This is a genomic window from Leifsonia sp. A12D58, from assembly GCF_047530025.1.
Lineage (GTDB): Bacteria > Actinomycetota > Actinomycetes > Actinomycetales > Microbacteriaceae > Cryobacterium.
Window position 1 is genome coordinate 321,108 of the sequence record NZ_JBLJAT010000004.1, and the last position, 14,344, is coordinate 335,451.

Annotated in this window: 11 protein-coding genes; 5 read left to right on the forward strand and 6 right to left on the reverse strand. The window is 65.6% G+C overall.

Annotation, left to right across the window (positions count from 1 at the left end; translation table 11 throughout):
* Positions 1-77: 77 nt before the first annotated feature.
* Entirely contained in the window at positions 78-968 is an 891-nt protein-coding gene (locus ACMT3I_RS12235) for an SDR family NAD(P)-dependent oxidoreductase (RefSeq protein WP_414804763.1), read from the forward strand.
* Here ACMT3I_RS12235 and ACMT3I_RS12240 read toward each other — a convergent pair.
* From ACMT3I_RS12240 to acs, 5 genes are all read right to left on the reverse strand, one after another.
* A complete protein-coding gene (locus ACMT3I_RS12240) occupies positions 949-1,941 on the reverse strand; it encodes an LLM class F420-dependent oxidoreductase (RefSeq protein WP_414804764.1) in 993 nt (330 codons plus the stop codon). The two genes, ACMT3I_RS12235 and ACMT3I_RS12240, sit on opposite strands and share 20 nt — an antisense overlap.
* 46 nt (positions 1,942-1,987) lie before the next feature.
* The gene (locus ACMT3I_RS12245; RefSeq protein WP_414804765.1) at positions 1,988-2,866 is read right to left on the reverse strand and encodes an ABC transporter permease; all 879 of its coding nucleotides are present in this window, start codon (positions 2,864-2,866) and stop codon (positions 1,988-1,990) included.
* Between the two features lie 85 nt (positions 2,867-2,951).
* Positions 2,952-3,995, reverse strand: a complete 1,044-nt coding sequence (locus ACMT3I_RS12250; RefSeq protein WP_414804766.1) for an aliphatic sulfonate ABC transporter substrate-binding protein — start codon at positions 3,993-3,995, stop codon at positions 2,952-2,954.
* Positions 3,996-4,082: 87 nt separating this feature from the next.
* Positions 4,083-5,018, reverse strand: coding sequence for an ABC transporter ATP-binding protein (locus tag ACMT3I_RS12255; protein ID WP_414804767.1), 936 nt, complete (start codon positions 5,016-5,018; stop codon positions 4,083-4,085).
* A gap of 128 nt (positions 5,019-5,146) precedes the next feature.
* On the reverse strand, positions 5,147-7,231 hold the full coding sequence (gene acs, locus ACMT3I_RS12260; RefSeq protein ID WP_414804768.1) for an acetate--CoA ligase: 2,085 nt from the start codon (positions 7,229-7,231) through the stop codon (positions 5,147-5,149).
* A 200-nt stretch (positions 7,232-7,431) separates the two neighbouring features.
* Here acs and ACMT3I_RS12265 point away from each other — a divergent pair, with 200 nt between their 5' ends.
* Together ACMT3I_RS12265 and ACMT3I_RS12270 are read left to right on the forward strand one after the other, a co-directional pair.
* The gene (locus tag ACMT3I_RS12265) at positions 7,432-8,265 is read left to right on the forward strand and encodes an SDR family oxidoreductase (RefSeq protein WP_414804769.1); all 834 of its coding nucleotides are present in this window, start codon (positions 7,432-7,434) and stop codon (positions 8,263-8,265) included.
* A gap of 101 nt (positions 8,266-8,366) precedes the next feature.
* Positions 8,367-11,294, forward strand: coding sequence for an esterase-like activity of phytase family protein (locus ACMT3I_RS12270; RefSeq protein ID WP_414804770.1), 2,928 nt, complete (start codon positions 8,367-8,369; stop codon positions 11,292-11,294).
* A gap of 100 nt (positions 11,295-11,394) precedes the next feature.
* Here the strand turns inward: ACMT3I_RS12270 and ACMT3I_RS12275 are convergent, their stop codons facing one another.
* Positions 11,395-12,129, reverse strand: a complete 735-nt coding sequence (locus ACMT3I_RS12275) for a nucleoside/nucleotide kinase family protein (RefSeq protein WP_414804771.1) — start codon at positions 12,127-12,129, stop codon at positions 11,395-11,397.
* Between the two features lie 42 nt (positions 12,130-12,171).
* Between ACMT3I_RS12275 and ACMT3I_RS12280 the strand changes: the two genes are divergently transcribed.
* Entirely contained in the window at positions 12,172-13,185 is a 1,014-nt protein-coding gene (locus ACMT3I_RS12280) for a serine hydrolase domain-containing protein (protein ID WP_414804772.1), read from the forward strand.
* A gap of 194 nt (positions 13,186-13,379) precedes the next feature.
* Entirely contained in the window at positions 13,380-14,300 is a 921-nt protein-coding gene (locus ACMT3I_RS12285; RefSeq protein ID WP_414804773.1) for an AEC family transporter, read from the forward strand.
* The last annotated feature ends 44 nt before the right edge of the window (positions 14,301-14,344 follow it).

A 14,344-nucleotide genomic window follows, 5' to 3' on the forward strand; every position in this document is an offset into this window, starting at 1 on the left:
GGTGAGACCCGTAGTCGCAGAGCAGAGAGCTTGCCGATCCACTCACTCGGGAGTCAGCTGATTTCGAGGAGTAGATCATGACTAACACTGCATCGACACCTATCGTCACCCCGGGGCGCCCCAACTGGTCTGGCGCATTCAGCGGCAAGGTGGCACTTGTCACCGGGGCCAGCCGAGGCATAGGGGCCGCGATCGCCGGGGCCCTGGCTGCAGCTGGGGCATCCGTTGTGCTTGCCGCCCGTGATGAGGCTGCGCTCGCCTCGCAAGTGATTGACATCAGGGCGCACGGCGGTGTCGCTGTCGCCCTGGTTGCGGATGTCACCAGCGAGCAATCGGTGCGCGGCCTGCTTGCCGAGGTTCGTCGTCGGGTCGGACGCCTCGACATTGCTGTGAACAACGCTGCAGGGGGCGGCCATCTTCCGACACCGCTCGGAGACTGGACCAATGCCGAATTCGACAGCTCGATCGACAGCACCCTGCGCGGCACCTTCCTCAGCCTGAAATACGAGCTGGAGCTGATGCTGGAGCGCGAGGGCGGCGGAGCGATCGTCAACCTGTCATCCACAGCGGGCGAGCAGGGTGTAGCCGGGCTTGCCGGGTATGTCGCGAGCAAATTCGGCATCGGGGGACTGACCAAAGTGGCCGCTCTCGACTACGCGGCGGCCGGTATCCGTGTGAATGCGATTGCGCCAGGGCCAATACTCACCGATCGCCTCGCCTCGGCGAGCGATGAGGCGCTGGCCAACGTGGCCGCCGCTGTGCCGTTGGGACGCGTCGGTACGGCCAGAGACGTAGCGGATGCCGCGGTGTGGCTCTGTTCCGACGCTGCGTCGTTCGTCACGGGCACTGTTCTGTCCGTCGACGGAGGACGCCTCGCCGGTACGCCGGCGTTCAAAACCACGGCGCGGACCGGGATGGCCTCGCCACCGGCAGCTCCGGCCACGCCGCCTACTGCAATGCCGGCATAACCTCGCGCTCGAACAGCTCGATGCCGCTGCGGTCGTATGCCGCCTCGGGGAAGTAGTGGATCGCGTAGCCGAGACCCAGCCCCTTGAGTTCGGTCAATCGCTCGACGACCTGCTCGGGGGTGCCGACGCCAATCGCCGTGCCGCTACGGTATTCGGACACGAATTCGGTGGCCTTCTCTGCGCCGAGGTATGGCGTCACGCGCGCCTCGATGGCGTCAATGCGCTCAGAGACTTCAGCCTCGGTCGCGGCGATGATGGTGTTGTAGTTGGCCGAACGGGTGATGCTGTCGAAGTCACGACCGAGTGCCTCGCAGTGTCCACGCAGCAGGGCGCTCTTGTGCGCAAAGCCCTCGGCTGAGCCGTCGAAGTTCGTGTAGTCCGCGTACTGGGCCGCGATTCGCAGCGTCACCTTTTCGCCGCCGCCGGCGATCCAGATCGGGATGCCGCCCTGCTGCAACGGGAGTGGCCGCACGATGGCGCCATCCACTTGATAGTGCTCGCCGTCGAGGGTTGCGGTACCTGTTGTCCAGGCCTGCTTCATGATCTGCACGCCCTCGTCGAGGCGGGCGAGGCGTTCACCGGCGCGCGGGAATCCGTAGCCGTACGCACGCCACTCGTGCTCGTACCAGCCGGCGCCGATGCCCATTTCGATGCGTCCGCCCGAGATGAGGTCGGCAGTGGCGGCGACCTTCGCGAGGTACGCCGGGTTGCGATAGCTCATGCACGTGCACATCTGGCCGAGGCGCACGCGGGAGGTGGTCGCGGCGAAGGCGGCCATCAGCGTCCAGGCTTCGTGGGTGGCTTCTTCGGTGGCCACCGGCACGGTGTGGAAGTGGTCGTAGACCCAGATCGATTCCCAGGGGCCGGCATCCGCATGGGCAGCCAGCCCGCTCATGGCGGCCCACTGCTCGGCCGGTTCGATGCCAACGAGGTCGTGTCGCCAGCCCTGGGGTACAAAAAGTCCGAATCGCATGTCGTTCAGCCTAGGGCGACGGCACTCGCCGTTCGTCCGCCACGCGCTACGCCCAGCGCTTGTTCGCCCAGCGTTCGAGTACGCCGATCAGGGCATCCGTTATCTTGCCGAGCACGGCTAGCAGCACGATGGCGAGCAGGATGCGATCGATCCGGCCGTTGCCGCCCGATTCGGTCAGCAGGAACCCGAGGCCCATCGACGCGGCCAGAAGTTCGGCGGCCACCAGGAACAACCAGGACTGCGCGAGCGCGAGCCGCAGGCCGGAAATCACTGTCGGAACGACCGCGGGCAGTTGCACCGTGGTGAACAGCTTCACGCCGCCCAGTCCGAATGCCCGGCCGGCCTCAACGAGCTGCGCGTCGACGTGTCGCAGCGCTTGCGCGACTGTCGTGTAGACGGGAAAGAATGCGCCGATCGCGACGAGGGTGATCTTGGAGTCTTCGCCGATCCCGATCCAGAGCAGCAGTAGGGGCACCCAGGCCAGTGACGGCACGGCCCGGATCGCACCGAGGCTCGGGGCCAGCAGGATATCTGCGGCACGGGAGAGGCCGACGAGCGCGCCGAGGGCCAGACCGAGACTGGCTCCAATTGCGAAACCGATCAGCACCCGCTGGGTTGAGATAGCAACGTACAGGGTGAGCTGTCCGCGGTTGTAGAGGTCGACTCCGGCTTCCCAGACCATCACGGGGGAGGGTAATTGCGACGTGCTCACGAGGCCAGACGTCGTGACGAACTGCCAGACCGCGAGGATCAGCGCGGGCAGCAGCAGGCCGCCGAGGATGATGACCCAGCGGCGTCGACTGAACGCCAGGGGCGAGCGATCGGCAGGGGAGGGATCCTGGGGTGCGGCGCCGGGGATCGCGGCGGTAGCGGGGTTCGCCAGAGACAGCGTGAGCGCATCCGCTGCGGCGTTGGTGTCAGTCATCGGTCCGGTCCTGTCGAGCGAGGGCGCTGCTGGACGTGGATCCAGCGGGTGAGTGCGGGGCGGCGGGTGCCGCCCCGCACGTGAACTACTTGATCGCCGAGGCGTCGGCCTTCGTGGCGAAGGTCGGGTTGATCAGGCTGGACAGCGCGTCGTCAATCTGAGCCTGGTTGGGAACATCGCCGGTTTCGACGAAGATCGGGCCGATCGTGGTGAGCACCGTGAGCTGGGCGTCTCCGGGAACGTTGTCGACGTCGAGGTTCGTGCGCTCCGTGATGACCTTGGTGGCGACGGCGATGTCGAGACCCGCGACATCCGACAGGATCTGCGCGGTCTGCTCAGGGTTGGCCAGCGCCCACTCGCGAGCGTGCTCGTAAGCGTTGACGACGGTCTGGGCGACATCTGGCTTCTCTTTCACGAACGTCTCGGTAGCGTTGAGGAAGCCGTAGCTGTTGAAGTCGACGTTGCGGTAGATGAGCTTGGCGCCGGCCTCTTCTGCTCCGGCCATGATCGGGTCGAGTCCGGCCCAGGCATCGACGGCGCCGCTCTGCAGGGCAGCCCAGCCGTCGGCGTGCTGCAGGTTCTCCACCACAACGTCGTCCTGGGTGAGGCCTGCCTCTTCGAGCGACTGCAGCAGGAAGAAGTAAGGATCGGTGCCCTTGGTCGCTGCGACGTGCTTGCCCTTGAGGTCGGCGACCGAGGTGATCGCTGAGCCGTCTGGAACCACGATGGCTGCCCACTCCGGCTGGGAGAAGATATCGATCACCTGGATGGGTGACCCGTTCGAGCGAGCGAGCAACGCGGCGGATCCCGCCGTCGAACCCACGTCGATCGCACCGGCACGCAGAGCTTCGTTGGCCTTGTTCGAGCCGGCTGACTGCACCCAGTTGACGGTGATGTCCTGCTCGGCGAGGGCATCCTCGAGCCAGCCCTGGTCCTTGATCACCAGGCTGAGCGGGTTGTAGGTGGCGAAGTCGATGTTGAGGGTGCCGCCCTGGGTGCTGGTGGCATCTTCGGAGGCGACATCGGCGTTGGCCGACTGGTTTTCACCGGCAACGCAGCCGGTCAGCAGCAGGCTGACGGCCGCTGCGGCGGCGATGAGGGCGGATGCTGTCACGCGTCGTGTTGTCATGGGATTCTCTCGGCTGGGTGGGGCGCTGTGTGGGAGGGATGCTGTGTGGGGCGGATGCTGTGTGGGATGGATGCGGCGTGGCTCTGGCTAGGCGCCGCTGTGCCGGTCGATGCCGAGTCCGGCGAGCAGGTCGGCCCGCAGCTCAGCGAGCTCGGCTGAACCGCGGTCGCGAGGGCGATGGCCAGGTACGACGATTTCATGTCGGATGCCGGCTGCACTCTCGGCGTCTGGGCGTCCGAGCAGGATGATCCGGTCAGCAAGCTGGAGTGCCTCGTCGACGTCGTGCGTCACGAGCAGCACAGTTGTCGGGGCCGCCTGATGCACCTCAAGCAACAGGTCCTGCATCTTAAGCCGGGTGAGTGCATCGAGGGCGCCGAACGGTTCGTCGAGCAAAAGCACACCGGGGTTGCGGGCCAGCGCGCGGGCCAGTGACGCCCGTTGCGCCATGCCGCCGGAAATCTCGCGAGGACGATGCCCGGCGAAGTCGGCAAGGCCGACAAGGTCGAGCAGCTCGGTGACGCGTGCCTGACCTGCCGCGCGACCGGTGCCGCGTGGCAGGCCGAGTGCGATGTTGTCGGCAACGGTGCGCCAGGGCAGCAGCCGCGGTTCTTGAAAACCGACGGCGCAGCGCGGATCGATTCCACTCACCGGAGTGCCATCGAGCAGGACGTGCCCGGATGTCGGACGGTCGAGACCGCCGGCAATCCGCAACAGTGTGGACTTGCCGCATCCGCTGGTGCCGAGGATTGCGAGAATCTCGCCGGCACTCACGGTGAGAGAGACATCCTGCAACACGGTCAGCGCACCAGACGTACGTTTGGCCTCGGTGGCGAAAACCCGGCCGACGCCGGCGAACTCGACCGTGAACGAGGTGTTGTCGACCGGGGTCGCGGCTGCGCCGCTAGCGCCGTGCACAGATGCAGGCACGGATGCAGGCACGGACGCAGGCACGGACGCGTTCGTGGGCGCGACGGTTGCCGTTGCGGCGTCTGCACTCAGGCGAGATGCGGTGTGAATGGGCATGGTCTGAATCAACAATCGTTCTGGAAGATTCTTCGACGTTATCCAGTGCTGGGCAGTTCGTCTGCGGGCAACGAAACCGGGCGTAACACTCAACAGCCGCAACTCGCCGGGGTGCCGGGCCGCCGAAATTACGAGCGGATGTCGCCGCGTGACGCCGCCACGACTGCCGCGATCTGGCCAGGAACGGCGTCATCCTGCAGTGAGGTCACGTCGCCCAGGGGGCGCCGGTCGACCAGGTTTCCGAGCAGACGTCGCAGGATCTTTCCCGAACGGGTTTTCGGCAGGTCAGAAACGAAGAAGATTTCCCTCGGCTTGGCAATGGCCCCGATCTCCCGGGTGATGTGCGCCCGCAGCCGTGCGGCGAGCGCGGTGGTGGCCTCCGAGTCCGAAGGGTGGGTGAGAACCGAGGCATCCGACGGGATGACGAAGACCGCGATGGCCTGGCCGGTCACGGCATCCTCGACGCCGACAGCCGCCGCCTCGCCGACGGCGGGATGAGCGACAAGCACCGATTCGATCTCGATCGTTGAGAGCCGGTGGCCAGACACGTTGATGACGTCATCCACCCGCCCCAGCAGCCAGATGTCACCATCGTCGTCGTATTTGGCGCCGTCGCCCGAGAAGAAGTAGCCCTGCTCCGCGAACTTCGCCCAGTACGAGTCCAGGTAGCGCTCCGGGTTGCCCCAGACGGTGCGGGCCATGCCCGGCCAGGTGCCATCGATGACGAGGTAGCCCCCAGAGCCGTTCGCCACCTGCACCCCGGCATCGTCGACGACGCGCGTCGTGAGACCGGGGATGGCGCGCAGGGCAGAGCCGGGTTTCAACGTGCTCACGCCGGGCAGCGGTGCCATCACCGCGGCACCCGTCTCTGACTGCCACCACGTGTCGACGATTGGCGCGGTTCCGGCCCCGATGTTGTCGCGGAACCACACCCAGGCCTCCGGGTTGATCGCCTCACCCACCGAGCCAAGCAAGCGGATGCTCGACAGGTTGTGTTCGGCTGGCAGCCCATTCGGAAACCAGGTCATGAAGGTGCGGATCAGCGTCGGCGCCGTGTAATAGGTCGTGACCCCATAGCGCTCGATGATTTCGAAGTGACGGGCCGGATGCGGCGTGTTCGGTGTGCCCTCGTAGATCACCGACGTCGTTCCGTTCGAGAGCGGCCCGTAGTGCACGTAGGTGTGGGCGGTGACCCAGGCGAGGTCGGCCGTGCACCAGTGGACGTCGTCGTCCTTGGCGTCGAAGATCGCCCAGTGGCTCCACGAGGCATGGGTGAGGTATCCGCCGCTGGTGTGGACGAGGCCCTTGGGCTTTCCGGTCGTGCCAGAGGTGTAGATGATGAACAGCGGCGTCTCTGCATCGAAGAACTCCGGCTTGTGCTGCTCGGAGGCCGAATCGACAACGTCGTGCCACCAGACGTCGCGCCCGGGAGTCCACGGAACATCGGCGCCCGCTTCTCCGGTGCGCCGCACGACGAGCACATGCTCGATGGAGGCGACACCGGCGACGGCTTCGTCGGCCGCGGTCTTCACCGGTACAGCCGCGCCGCGACGGAACTGGCCGTCGGTGGTGACCAGCAGCTTTGCGCCGGTGTCCTCAACTCGAAAGCGCAGCGCTTCGGCCGAGAATCCGCCGAAGACCAGCGAGTGCACGGCGCCGAGGCGCGCGATGGCCAGGGTGATGATGATGGTCTCAGGGATGACAGGCAGGTAGAGCACCACCCGGTCGCCCTGCACGATGCCGAGCGCGGTCAGGGCATTGGCCGCCTTGTTCACCTCGTTCTGCAGATCGCTGTAGGTCAGTGTGCGCCGGTCGCCTGGCTCACCCTCGAAGTGGAACGCCACCTTGTCACCCTTGCCCGCTGCCACGTGGCGATCGACGCAGTTCACCGCGACGTTGAGGGTGCCGCCGGCGAACCATTCGGCGCGGGGGATGGCGAGGGCGTCGGATAATCCGGTGTCTGTAGTTGCCGTATTCGCTGTGGCGGCGCTCGCTGCATCCGCTCGTTTGGCCGGCTGCCAGCTGTGATCGGTGTGCCAGGGCGTTGCCCAGTCCAGCCGCTTCGCCTGTTCGGCCCAAAATGCGACGGGGTCGGCATCCGCTTTCGCCCACCAGCTGGCATCGACGTTGGCCTGCGCGGCAAACTCGGCGGTTGCGGGATATCGCCGCGTCTCGGAGAGCAGGTTTTCGATGGTGGGGCTGGCGGATGTCATGGCGAATGTCCTCGTGATGCTGAGAGTCAACGTGAGTCACCTCATCCCTGACCGAACCGTTTCTGCCAGCGTGCCGGATCTGGCGTTGCGTTGCCACGCGGGTCGAAACGCGACGTAATCCGCGCGGCTGCACGCGAGCAGTGGATGCGCATCCGCTCATCCCGTCAGCCGATCCCGGCGAACCTTGGGATGATAGAAACATGACTCGAACCGTTGCTGGAGCACGCGTGTTGATCACCGGAGCCGCCATGGGAATGGGGCGCCTCTACGCCGAGCGCGCCGTCGCCGAGGGCGCCAAGGCGGTCATCCTCTGGGACCGTGACTCGGCCGCCCTCACCACGACTGCCGCCGAGCTCAACGACCTGGCCTGGCCTGGCACACGCATCGCGCCATACGTCGTCGACATTTCCGACCTCGGCGCGATTGCGCAGACCGCCCAGCGCGTGCGCATGGAGGTCGGCAACCCCGACATCGTGATCAACAACGCCGGCATCATCCGCGGCAAATACTTCTGGGAACACGACAACGGCGAAGACACCCGCCCCACCATGCAGATCAATGCCCTCGCGCCGATGTACATCACTCGCGAGTTTTTGCCGGCCATGATGGAGAACCCGAACCGCCAATCGCGGATCGTCAACATCGCATCCGCGGCCGGCACCCTGTCGAACCCGCGCATGAGCGTCTATGCGGCGTCGAAAGCCGCGCTCATCTCGTGGAGCGATTCGCTGCGCCTCGAACTGGTGCAGCAGGGTCACGACTACGTGAAGGTGACCACGGTCTGCCCGAGCTACATCTCAACGGGCATGTTCGCGGGGGCGCGGGGTCCGCTGCTCACCCCGATCATGACGCCCGAATATGTGGTCAACCGGGTGTGGAAGTCGATGCTCGCCGGTAGCCCGCTGCTCCGGATGCCCTGGACCGTCGGTCTCGCGCAGGCCCTCCGTGGCACGCTGCCCCTGCCGGTCTGGGATGCCGTCGCCGACAACGTCTTCGGTGTCTATCGCTCGATGGAGAAGTTCACCGGGCGTTGATCGAGGGATAGCGGGCCAGGACACCGCCTGTTCACCCCTGCGTAATCCTCCGTCTATCGGGGAGTTCGCATCGGTTCGTGCGTACTCGACAGGTTGGGTGTATGCGCGCACACACAGCCATCAGACCTCGGCGTCAGACAACGTTCACTCGGGGAGCCACGGCGCTCCTGGCCGGAGCGATCGTGGTCGGAGCATTCGGCACCATTCCCGGGCAGGGCGCCGATGCGGCCCAGGCCGTGCCAGCAACATCCGCTTACAACAGGGTGGCCACCTACCCGGTCTTCCAGAACGTACCGGCCGGTGTGGATGCCGCGCTGCCGACAGTCGCCGAGATCTCGGCCGTCACGGACGACGGCAAGACTGTCATTTATACGGATGCCCTCGGCAAGCGGATCGGGTTCCTCGACATCACCGACCCTGCGGCGCCCACCGGCCTCGGCACGATCTCGCTGGCTGACCTCGGCCACGCCGATGATCAGCCAACCTCGGTCGCTGTCTACGGCGACTACGTGCTCGTGGTGATCGACGAATCCGGCGGCGACTTCGCCAACCCGTCAGGACGGCTCGACGTGCTGAGGATCTCCGACCGCACGCTCGTGACCTCGATCGACCTGCTCGGTCAGCCGGACTCCATCGCCATCAGCGCAGACAAGAAGTACGCGGCCATCGCCATCGAGAACCAGCGCGACGAGGATGCCACCCCAGCCGGCCACGCGAAGGGTGACCTGCCGCAGCTCCCCGCCGGATTTGTGCAGGTAATCGACCTGAACGCCAGCCCGACCAGCTGGGCAGCGACGCCGGTCGCCCTGGTCGCGCCCGACGGCTCAGCGCTGCCGGACTTCACCGCCGCCGGCATTGTCGAGGCCACAGACCCCGAACCCGAATACGTCGCGATCAACAGTAAGAACAAGCTGGCGCTCACCCTTCAGGAGAACAACGGCATCGTTGTGATCGACCTGGCGACCCGTGCGATCGACACGGTGTTCAGCGCCGGATCCGTTGCCGTTGCCGGCATCGACACCAAGAAGGACGGCAAAATCGACCTGACCGGTTCGATAGCGTCGACACCCCGCGAGCCAGACTCCATCGCCTGGGTCGGCGATACTCACGTGGCAACGGCCAACGAGGGCGACTGGAAGGGCGGGACCCGCGGCTGGACAATCTTTGACGCCACCAGCGGCACGGTCAGCTGGGATGCCGGCAACACCTTTGAACGCCTCGCCGTGCAGCACGGTGTCTACAACGACGACCGAGCAGCGAAGAAGGGATCAGAGCCGGAGGGTCTGGCCGTGTCGACGGTCAACGGGGTCCGCTACGGATTTGTTGCGAGCGAGCGCAGCAACTTCGTCGCCGTCTACAACCTGAGTGACCCGGTCAACCCGGTGTTCGAACAGCTGCTGTTCACCACGAATGGCCCGGAGGGCGTGCTCAGCATTCCGTCGCGGGGGCTGCTCGTCGTCTCCAGCGAGACGGATGACGCAAGCGTCGGTGTGCGCGCATCCGTTGCCATCTACCAGCTGGGGGCCGCTGCAGCGCAGGCGCCGACAATCATCTCGGACACCGCGGACGGCACCGCGACCGGCGCACCGATCGGCTGGAGCGCTCTTGGCGCACTCAGCGCAGCGCCCGGCCAGCCAGGCACCCTGTACACGGCGAGCGACAGCGCGCTCAAGCCGAGCACCATCTTCACCGTGGACACCACAAAGACACCAGCCCGCATCACGACGGGGCTTGTCGTGACGCAGGGCGGCACCCCGGCGAACTTCGATGTCGAGGGGCTCTTCGCCCGGCCGCAGGGCGGATTCTGGCTCGCCTCTGAGGGTGCGACGGGCGCGGCCAACAAGCTGTACCGGACGGATGCCGCTGGCGCGGTCGTCGAGACCGTCGACCTCCCGGTCGAGATTTCGGACCACATCAACAAGTGGGGCTATGAGGGTGTGACGGCCATCACGGATGCCGCCGGAAACGAGCAGGTGTTCGTCGCCATCCAGCGTCCGCTCTGGACCGACCCGAGTTCCACCGCCTCGACCGTTGACGGCGACGGGGTGACCCGCATCGGTCGCTACGACGTGACGACATCGAGCTGGACCTGGTTCGGCTACCAGCTGGCTGCCCCGAGCACGCCGTCAGACTGGGTCGGCCTGTCCGAGATCGTCGCCGTCAATTCGAACACGCTTGCCGTGATCGAGCGTGACAAGCTCAACGGTCCTGCCGCCGTCAACAAGCGGATCTACACGGTCGAACTGCCAGAAACCGATCCGGTTGCCGGCGCTCCGCTCCTGGTGCTCCCGAAGACACTCGCTTTCGACGCCCTTCCGGCGCTGCGCTCTCTGAACGGCTGGACGCAGGAGAAGCTCGAGGGCCTGACCATCGGCGCCGACGGGAACGTCTACATCGTCACCGACAACGACGGATTGAAGGATGCAACGGGCGAAACGGTGTTCCTGAATATCGGTACCGCAGCGGCTATCTTCGGAACGGATACTGTGACGCCAACGCCAACGCCAACGCCAACGCCAACGCCAACGCCAACGCCAACGCCGACTGCGACGCCTACGCCGACTGCAACGCCGACGCCGACCGAGAAGCCGACGCCGGCACCGACCGAGGTACCCACGGATTCAGCGACGCTCTCGCTTGGCCTCGGAACCGTTACCGCCGGTGATCGAGTGAACGTCTCAGGTGCAGGCTTCGCGACTGGCGCGAATGTCGACTTTGTCCTCTTCTCCGAGCCTGTTTCGCTCGGTTCACTCAGGGCATCGGCGGCTGGTGCAGTGACGGGGACGCTGCAGATTCCTGCCGCGACACCGGCAGGCCGGCACACGATCGTCGCGTCGGTTGGCGGCGTCGAGGTCGCCAGGGTCGGAGTGACTGTCACTGCGCTCGCCTCTGCGGGAAGCGTTGCGGGCAGCCTGGCTTCCACCGGCGTGCAGAACCTGGTGCCCTGGCTCGGTGGAGCAGGTGTGCTCATCCTTGCCGGACTCGCCGTTGTGCTGATTCGCTTGCGTCTTCGTCGCAGCAGGGCCTGAGCCGAGGGCTGAGATCCGAAGGCGCCAGAGTGCCGTCGCCGCAGAAACGTGGTGGCGGCACTCGCGGCACTCGCGACACTCGGGTCAGATCTGCCGAAGGTCAGTCCAGACGAATGCGGTGCATCGCCTGTGCGGCTGATTCTTCAATCAGCCGCGCATTTGCTTCGTCGGGGCCGAGCGCCCAGTCGCGCGCTGCATCCGGGCTCTTGCCGAACTGTTCGTGCCTGGCGATGAGCCGTTCGAGACGGATGCCGCGCTCCAGCTCCACGAAATAGCTCGTGTCGAGAAGTGGCAACACGTTTTGCCAGCCTCCGGACTGCATCAACAGATAGTTGCCCTCGACCACCACGATGCTCGCCGTTGCCGGAATGCTCATGGAGTCGGGCACAGGTTCCTCGATTTCGCGGTCGAAGCCTGGCACAGGCACTGGTTCATGGCCCACGGCGCGCAAGGCATGCAGCGTGCTGACGAACCCGCCGACGTCGAAGGTGTCTGGCGCGCCCATACGGTCGCGGCGTCCGAGCTCGACGAGCCGTGCCTGGGGCAGGTGGAAGCCATCCATCGGCAGAAGTACGGCGCGGGGTTCACCGGTCGACTGCATCGCGGGCGACGGCGCAGCGTTCAGCCGCTCGACCAGCGTCGCCCCAATGGTGGATTTGCCCGAGCCAGGTGACCCTGCGATTCCCACGATGAGTCGAGGGTGATCGCTGACTGCATCCGCTCGGGCATTCGCCCTGCCAGCCGTGCCGTGGATCAGGCTCTCCAGCCCGGTTATCACCTCGTCGATCGAACGCAGCTCACGCTCATCTCGGTCGCGGGGCACGGGTTCAGGCACCTGACGATGCTATCTCGCCGGTCTACTCCGTAAACTTGAGTGGTGGATACAACAGGATTGAACGAATTTCTCGCCGACAACGAATTCTCGGGGGTCGTTCTCGTCAAAAAGGGAAACGCTACCGTCTTCGAGGCGGCGGCTGGTCTGGCCACGCAGCGTTGGGGCATCCCGAACGCGCTTGACACTCGATTCGACACTGCGTCGATCACCAAACTCTTCACGAGCGTTGCTGTGCTGCAGCAGGTCGAGGCCGGGCGTCTTGACCTCGAAACGTCTATCCATCACTACGTCGACCTGGCCGGAACCACCATCGGCACCGACGTCAACCTGCTGCACCTGCTGACCCACACGAGCGGTATTGCCGACATCGTCGATGAGGAAGCCGGCGAGGATTACGCGGCGCTGTGGGCGAAGACGCCGATTTACACGCTGCGCAACACCATCGATTTCCTGCCGCTGTTCGCCCACAAGGAGCCGCTGGCCGGCCCCGGCGTTGAGAGCAACTATTCGGACGCCGGCTACATCCTCGCCGGTCTCGCCCTTGAGCGGGTTACAGGTCAGAGCTTCCGCCAGTACGTCTACGACGAGATCTTCACGCGCGCCGGTATGACCGACGCCGGTTTTTACGACCGCACGGATGTCGCCCCACGTGTCGCAGAAGGCTGGGACCAGGGCGAGAACGGCCTGTGGACCTCGACCCTGTACAGCGCGCTGCCCATTGGAGCCCCGCACGAGGGTGCGCAAGCGACGGCCGCCGACCTCGTCGCGTTCCTGCAGGCGCTGCGCAACGGCGAACTGTTGAACAGCGAGCTCACCGAGGAATTCTTCAGCCCGCAGGTTGAGCTGGATGAGACCACCCGGTACGGCTTTGGCTTCGAGTTCGATCTCGATGAGGGTGACCTGGTGCGCTCGTACTTCATCGATGGTGTCGCATCCGGAGCCAGCGGCATCCTGCGCCACTACTACGATGCCGAGCTCGACGTCGTGGTGCTGAGCAACTCAGAAGAGGGCGCCTGGGATGTCGTGCGTGAGCTCGACGAGCGTCTCGGTGGCTGACTAGCTGCTGCTGCTGCTGCCTAGCTACTTCAGCTGCCTAGCTGCTGCTACTGCCTAGCTACTTCAGCTGCTTGTTCTGCCGCGAAATCGGAGTTGTGGTCGTTTTGCGGCGGTTATAGCGACCACAACTCCGATTTCGCGCACCGGATGGAACCAGCAGACCGAGCACCGAGTGCCCATCTAGACTTCTTCAAATGGGTGGAGTTCTGGTCGGGTTCGCGATCATCGGTTTCGTGATCCTCGTCGGCTACATCGTCGAACGCTTTGGCATTGCGGGCGCCAACGCCGGGCACGTGCTCAACCGGGTCGCCTTCTTTGTCGCGACGCCAGCGCTGCTCTTCACCGTGCTCGCCCATGCCGACGTCTCTGTGCTGTTCTCGTCGTTCCTGCTCACCGTGCTCAGTAGCGTGGGTATTGGTGCGAGCCTGTACCTGGTCATAGCTCGCGTGTTCTTCCGGATGCCGGTGAGCGAGACGGCCCTGGGGGCGGCATCCGCTGTGTATGTCAATGCCAACAACATTGGGCTTCCCGTTGCCGTGTATGTGCTGGGCAATGCGCAGTATGTGGCGCCCGTACTCCTGCTGCAGCTGCTCGTGTTGGCCCCGATCACCCTCGGGATCCTCGACGTAGCGACGCGTGGCCGAGCGTCGGTCGGCTCGATCCTGCTTGGGCCGCTCCGTAACCCGATGATCATCGCCTCGCTCATTGGTGTGCTGATCGCCGTCCTCGGTGTGCAGGTGCCAGACCCGGTGATGGCTCCGCTCGAACTCATCGGCGGAGCCGCGATCCCCCTCGTGCTGCTGGCCTTCGGGATGTCGCTTCACGGCCAACGTCCGCTCAAGGCGGGCACCGGCCGCAAACAGGTCGCCGCGGCATCCATCATCAAGGTCGCGGTGATGCCCGTCGTCGCCTACCTGATCGGCGACCTGGTGTTCGGGATAAGCGGCCAGGACCTGTTCGCCGTCGTTGCAGTGTCTGCGCTGCCAACAGCGCAGAACATCTTCAACTTCGCGGCTCGCTATGACCGCGGCATCGTCGTCGCGCGCGACACCGTGCTCGTGACGACCGTCGGCTCAATCCCGGCGTTGCTGCTGATCGCTGCCCTGCTCGCCTGACGCGCCGCACGCCGCACGCCGCGCGCCGCGCCCCGGCGCCCGCA

Excerpts from the sequence above, each read along its gene's own strand:
- ACMT3I_RS12235 (WP_414804763.1), top strand. The coding sequence starts at position 78 with ATGACTAACACTGCATCGACACCTATCGTCACCCCGGGGCGCCCCAAC.
- ACMT3I_RS12240 (WP_414804764.1), bottom strand. The coding sequence starts at position 1,941 with ATGCGATTCGGACTTTTTGTACCCCAGGGCTGGCGACACGACCTCGTT.
- ACMT3I_RS12245 (WP_414804765.1), bottom strand. The coding sequence starts at position 2,866 with ATGACTGACACCAACGCCGCAGCGGATGCGCTCACGCTGTCTCTGGCG.
- ACMT3I_RS12250 (WP_414804766.1), bottom strand. The coding sequence starts at position 3,995 with ATGACAACACGACGCGTGACAGCATCCGCCCTCATCGCCGCCGCAGCG.
- ACMT3I_RS12255 (WP_414804767.1), bottom strand. The coding sequence starts at position 5,018 with ATGCCCATTCACACCGCATCTCGCCTGAGTGCAGACGCCGCAACGGCA.
- acs (WP_414804768.1), bottom strand. The coding sequence starts at position 7,231 with ATGACATCCGCCAGCCCCACCATCGAAAACCTGCTCTCCGAGACGCGG.
- ACMT3I_RS12265 (WP_414804769.1), top strand. The coding sequence starts at position 7,432 with ATGACTCGAACCGTTGCTGGAGCACGCGTGTTGATCACCGGAGCCGCC.
- ACMT3I_RS12270 (WP_414804770.1), top strand. The coding sequence starts at position 8,367 with ATGCGCGCACACACAGCCATCAGACCTCGGCGTCAGACAACGTTCACT.
- ACMT3I_RS12285 (WP_414804773.1), top strand. The coding sequence starts at position 13,380 with ATGGGTGGAGTTCTGGTCGGGTTCGCGATCATCGGTTTCGTGATCCTC.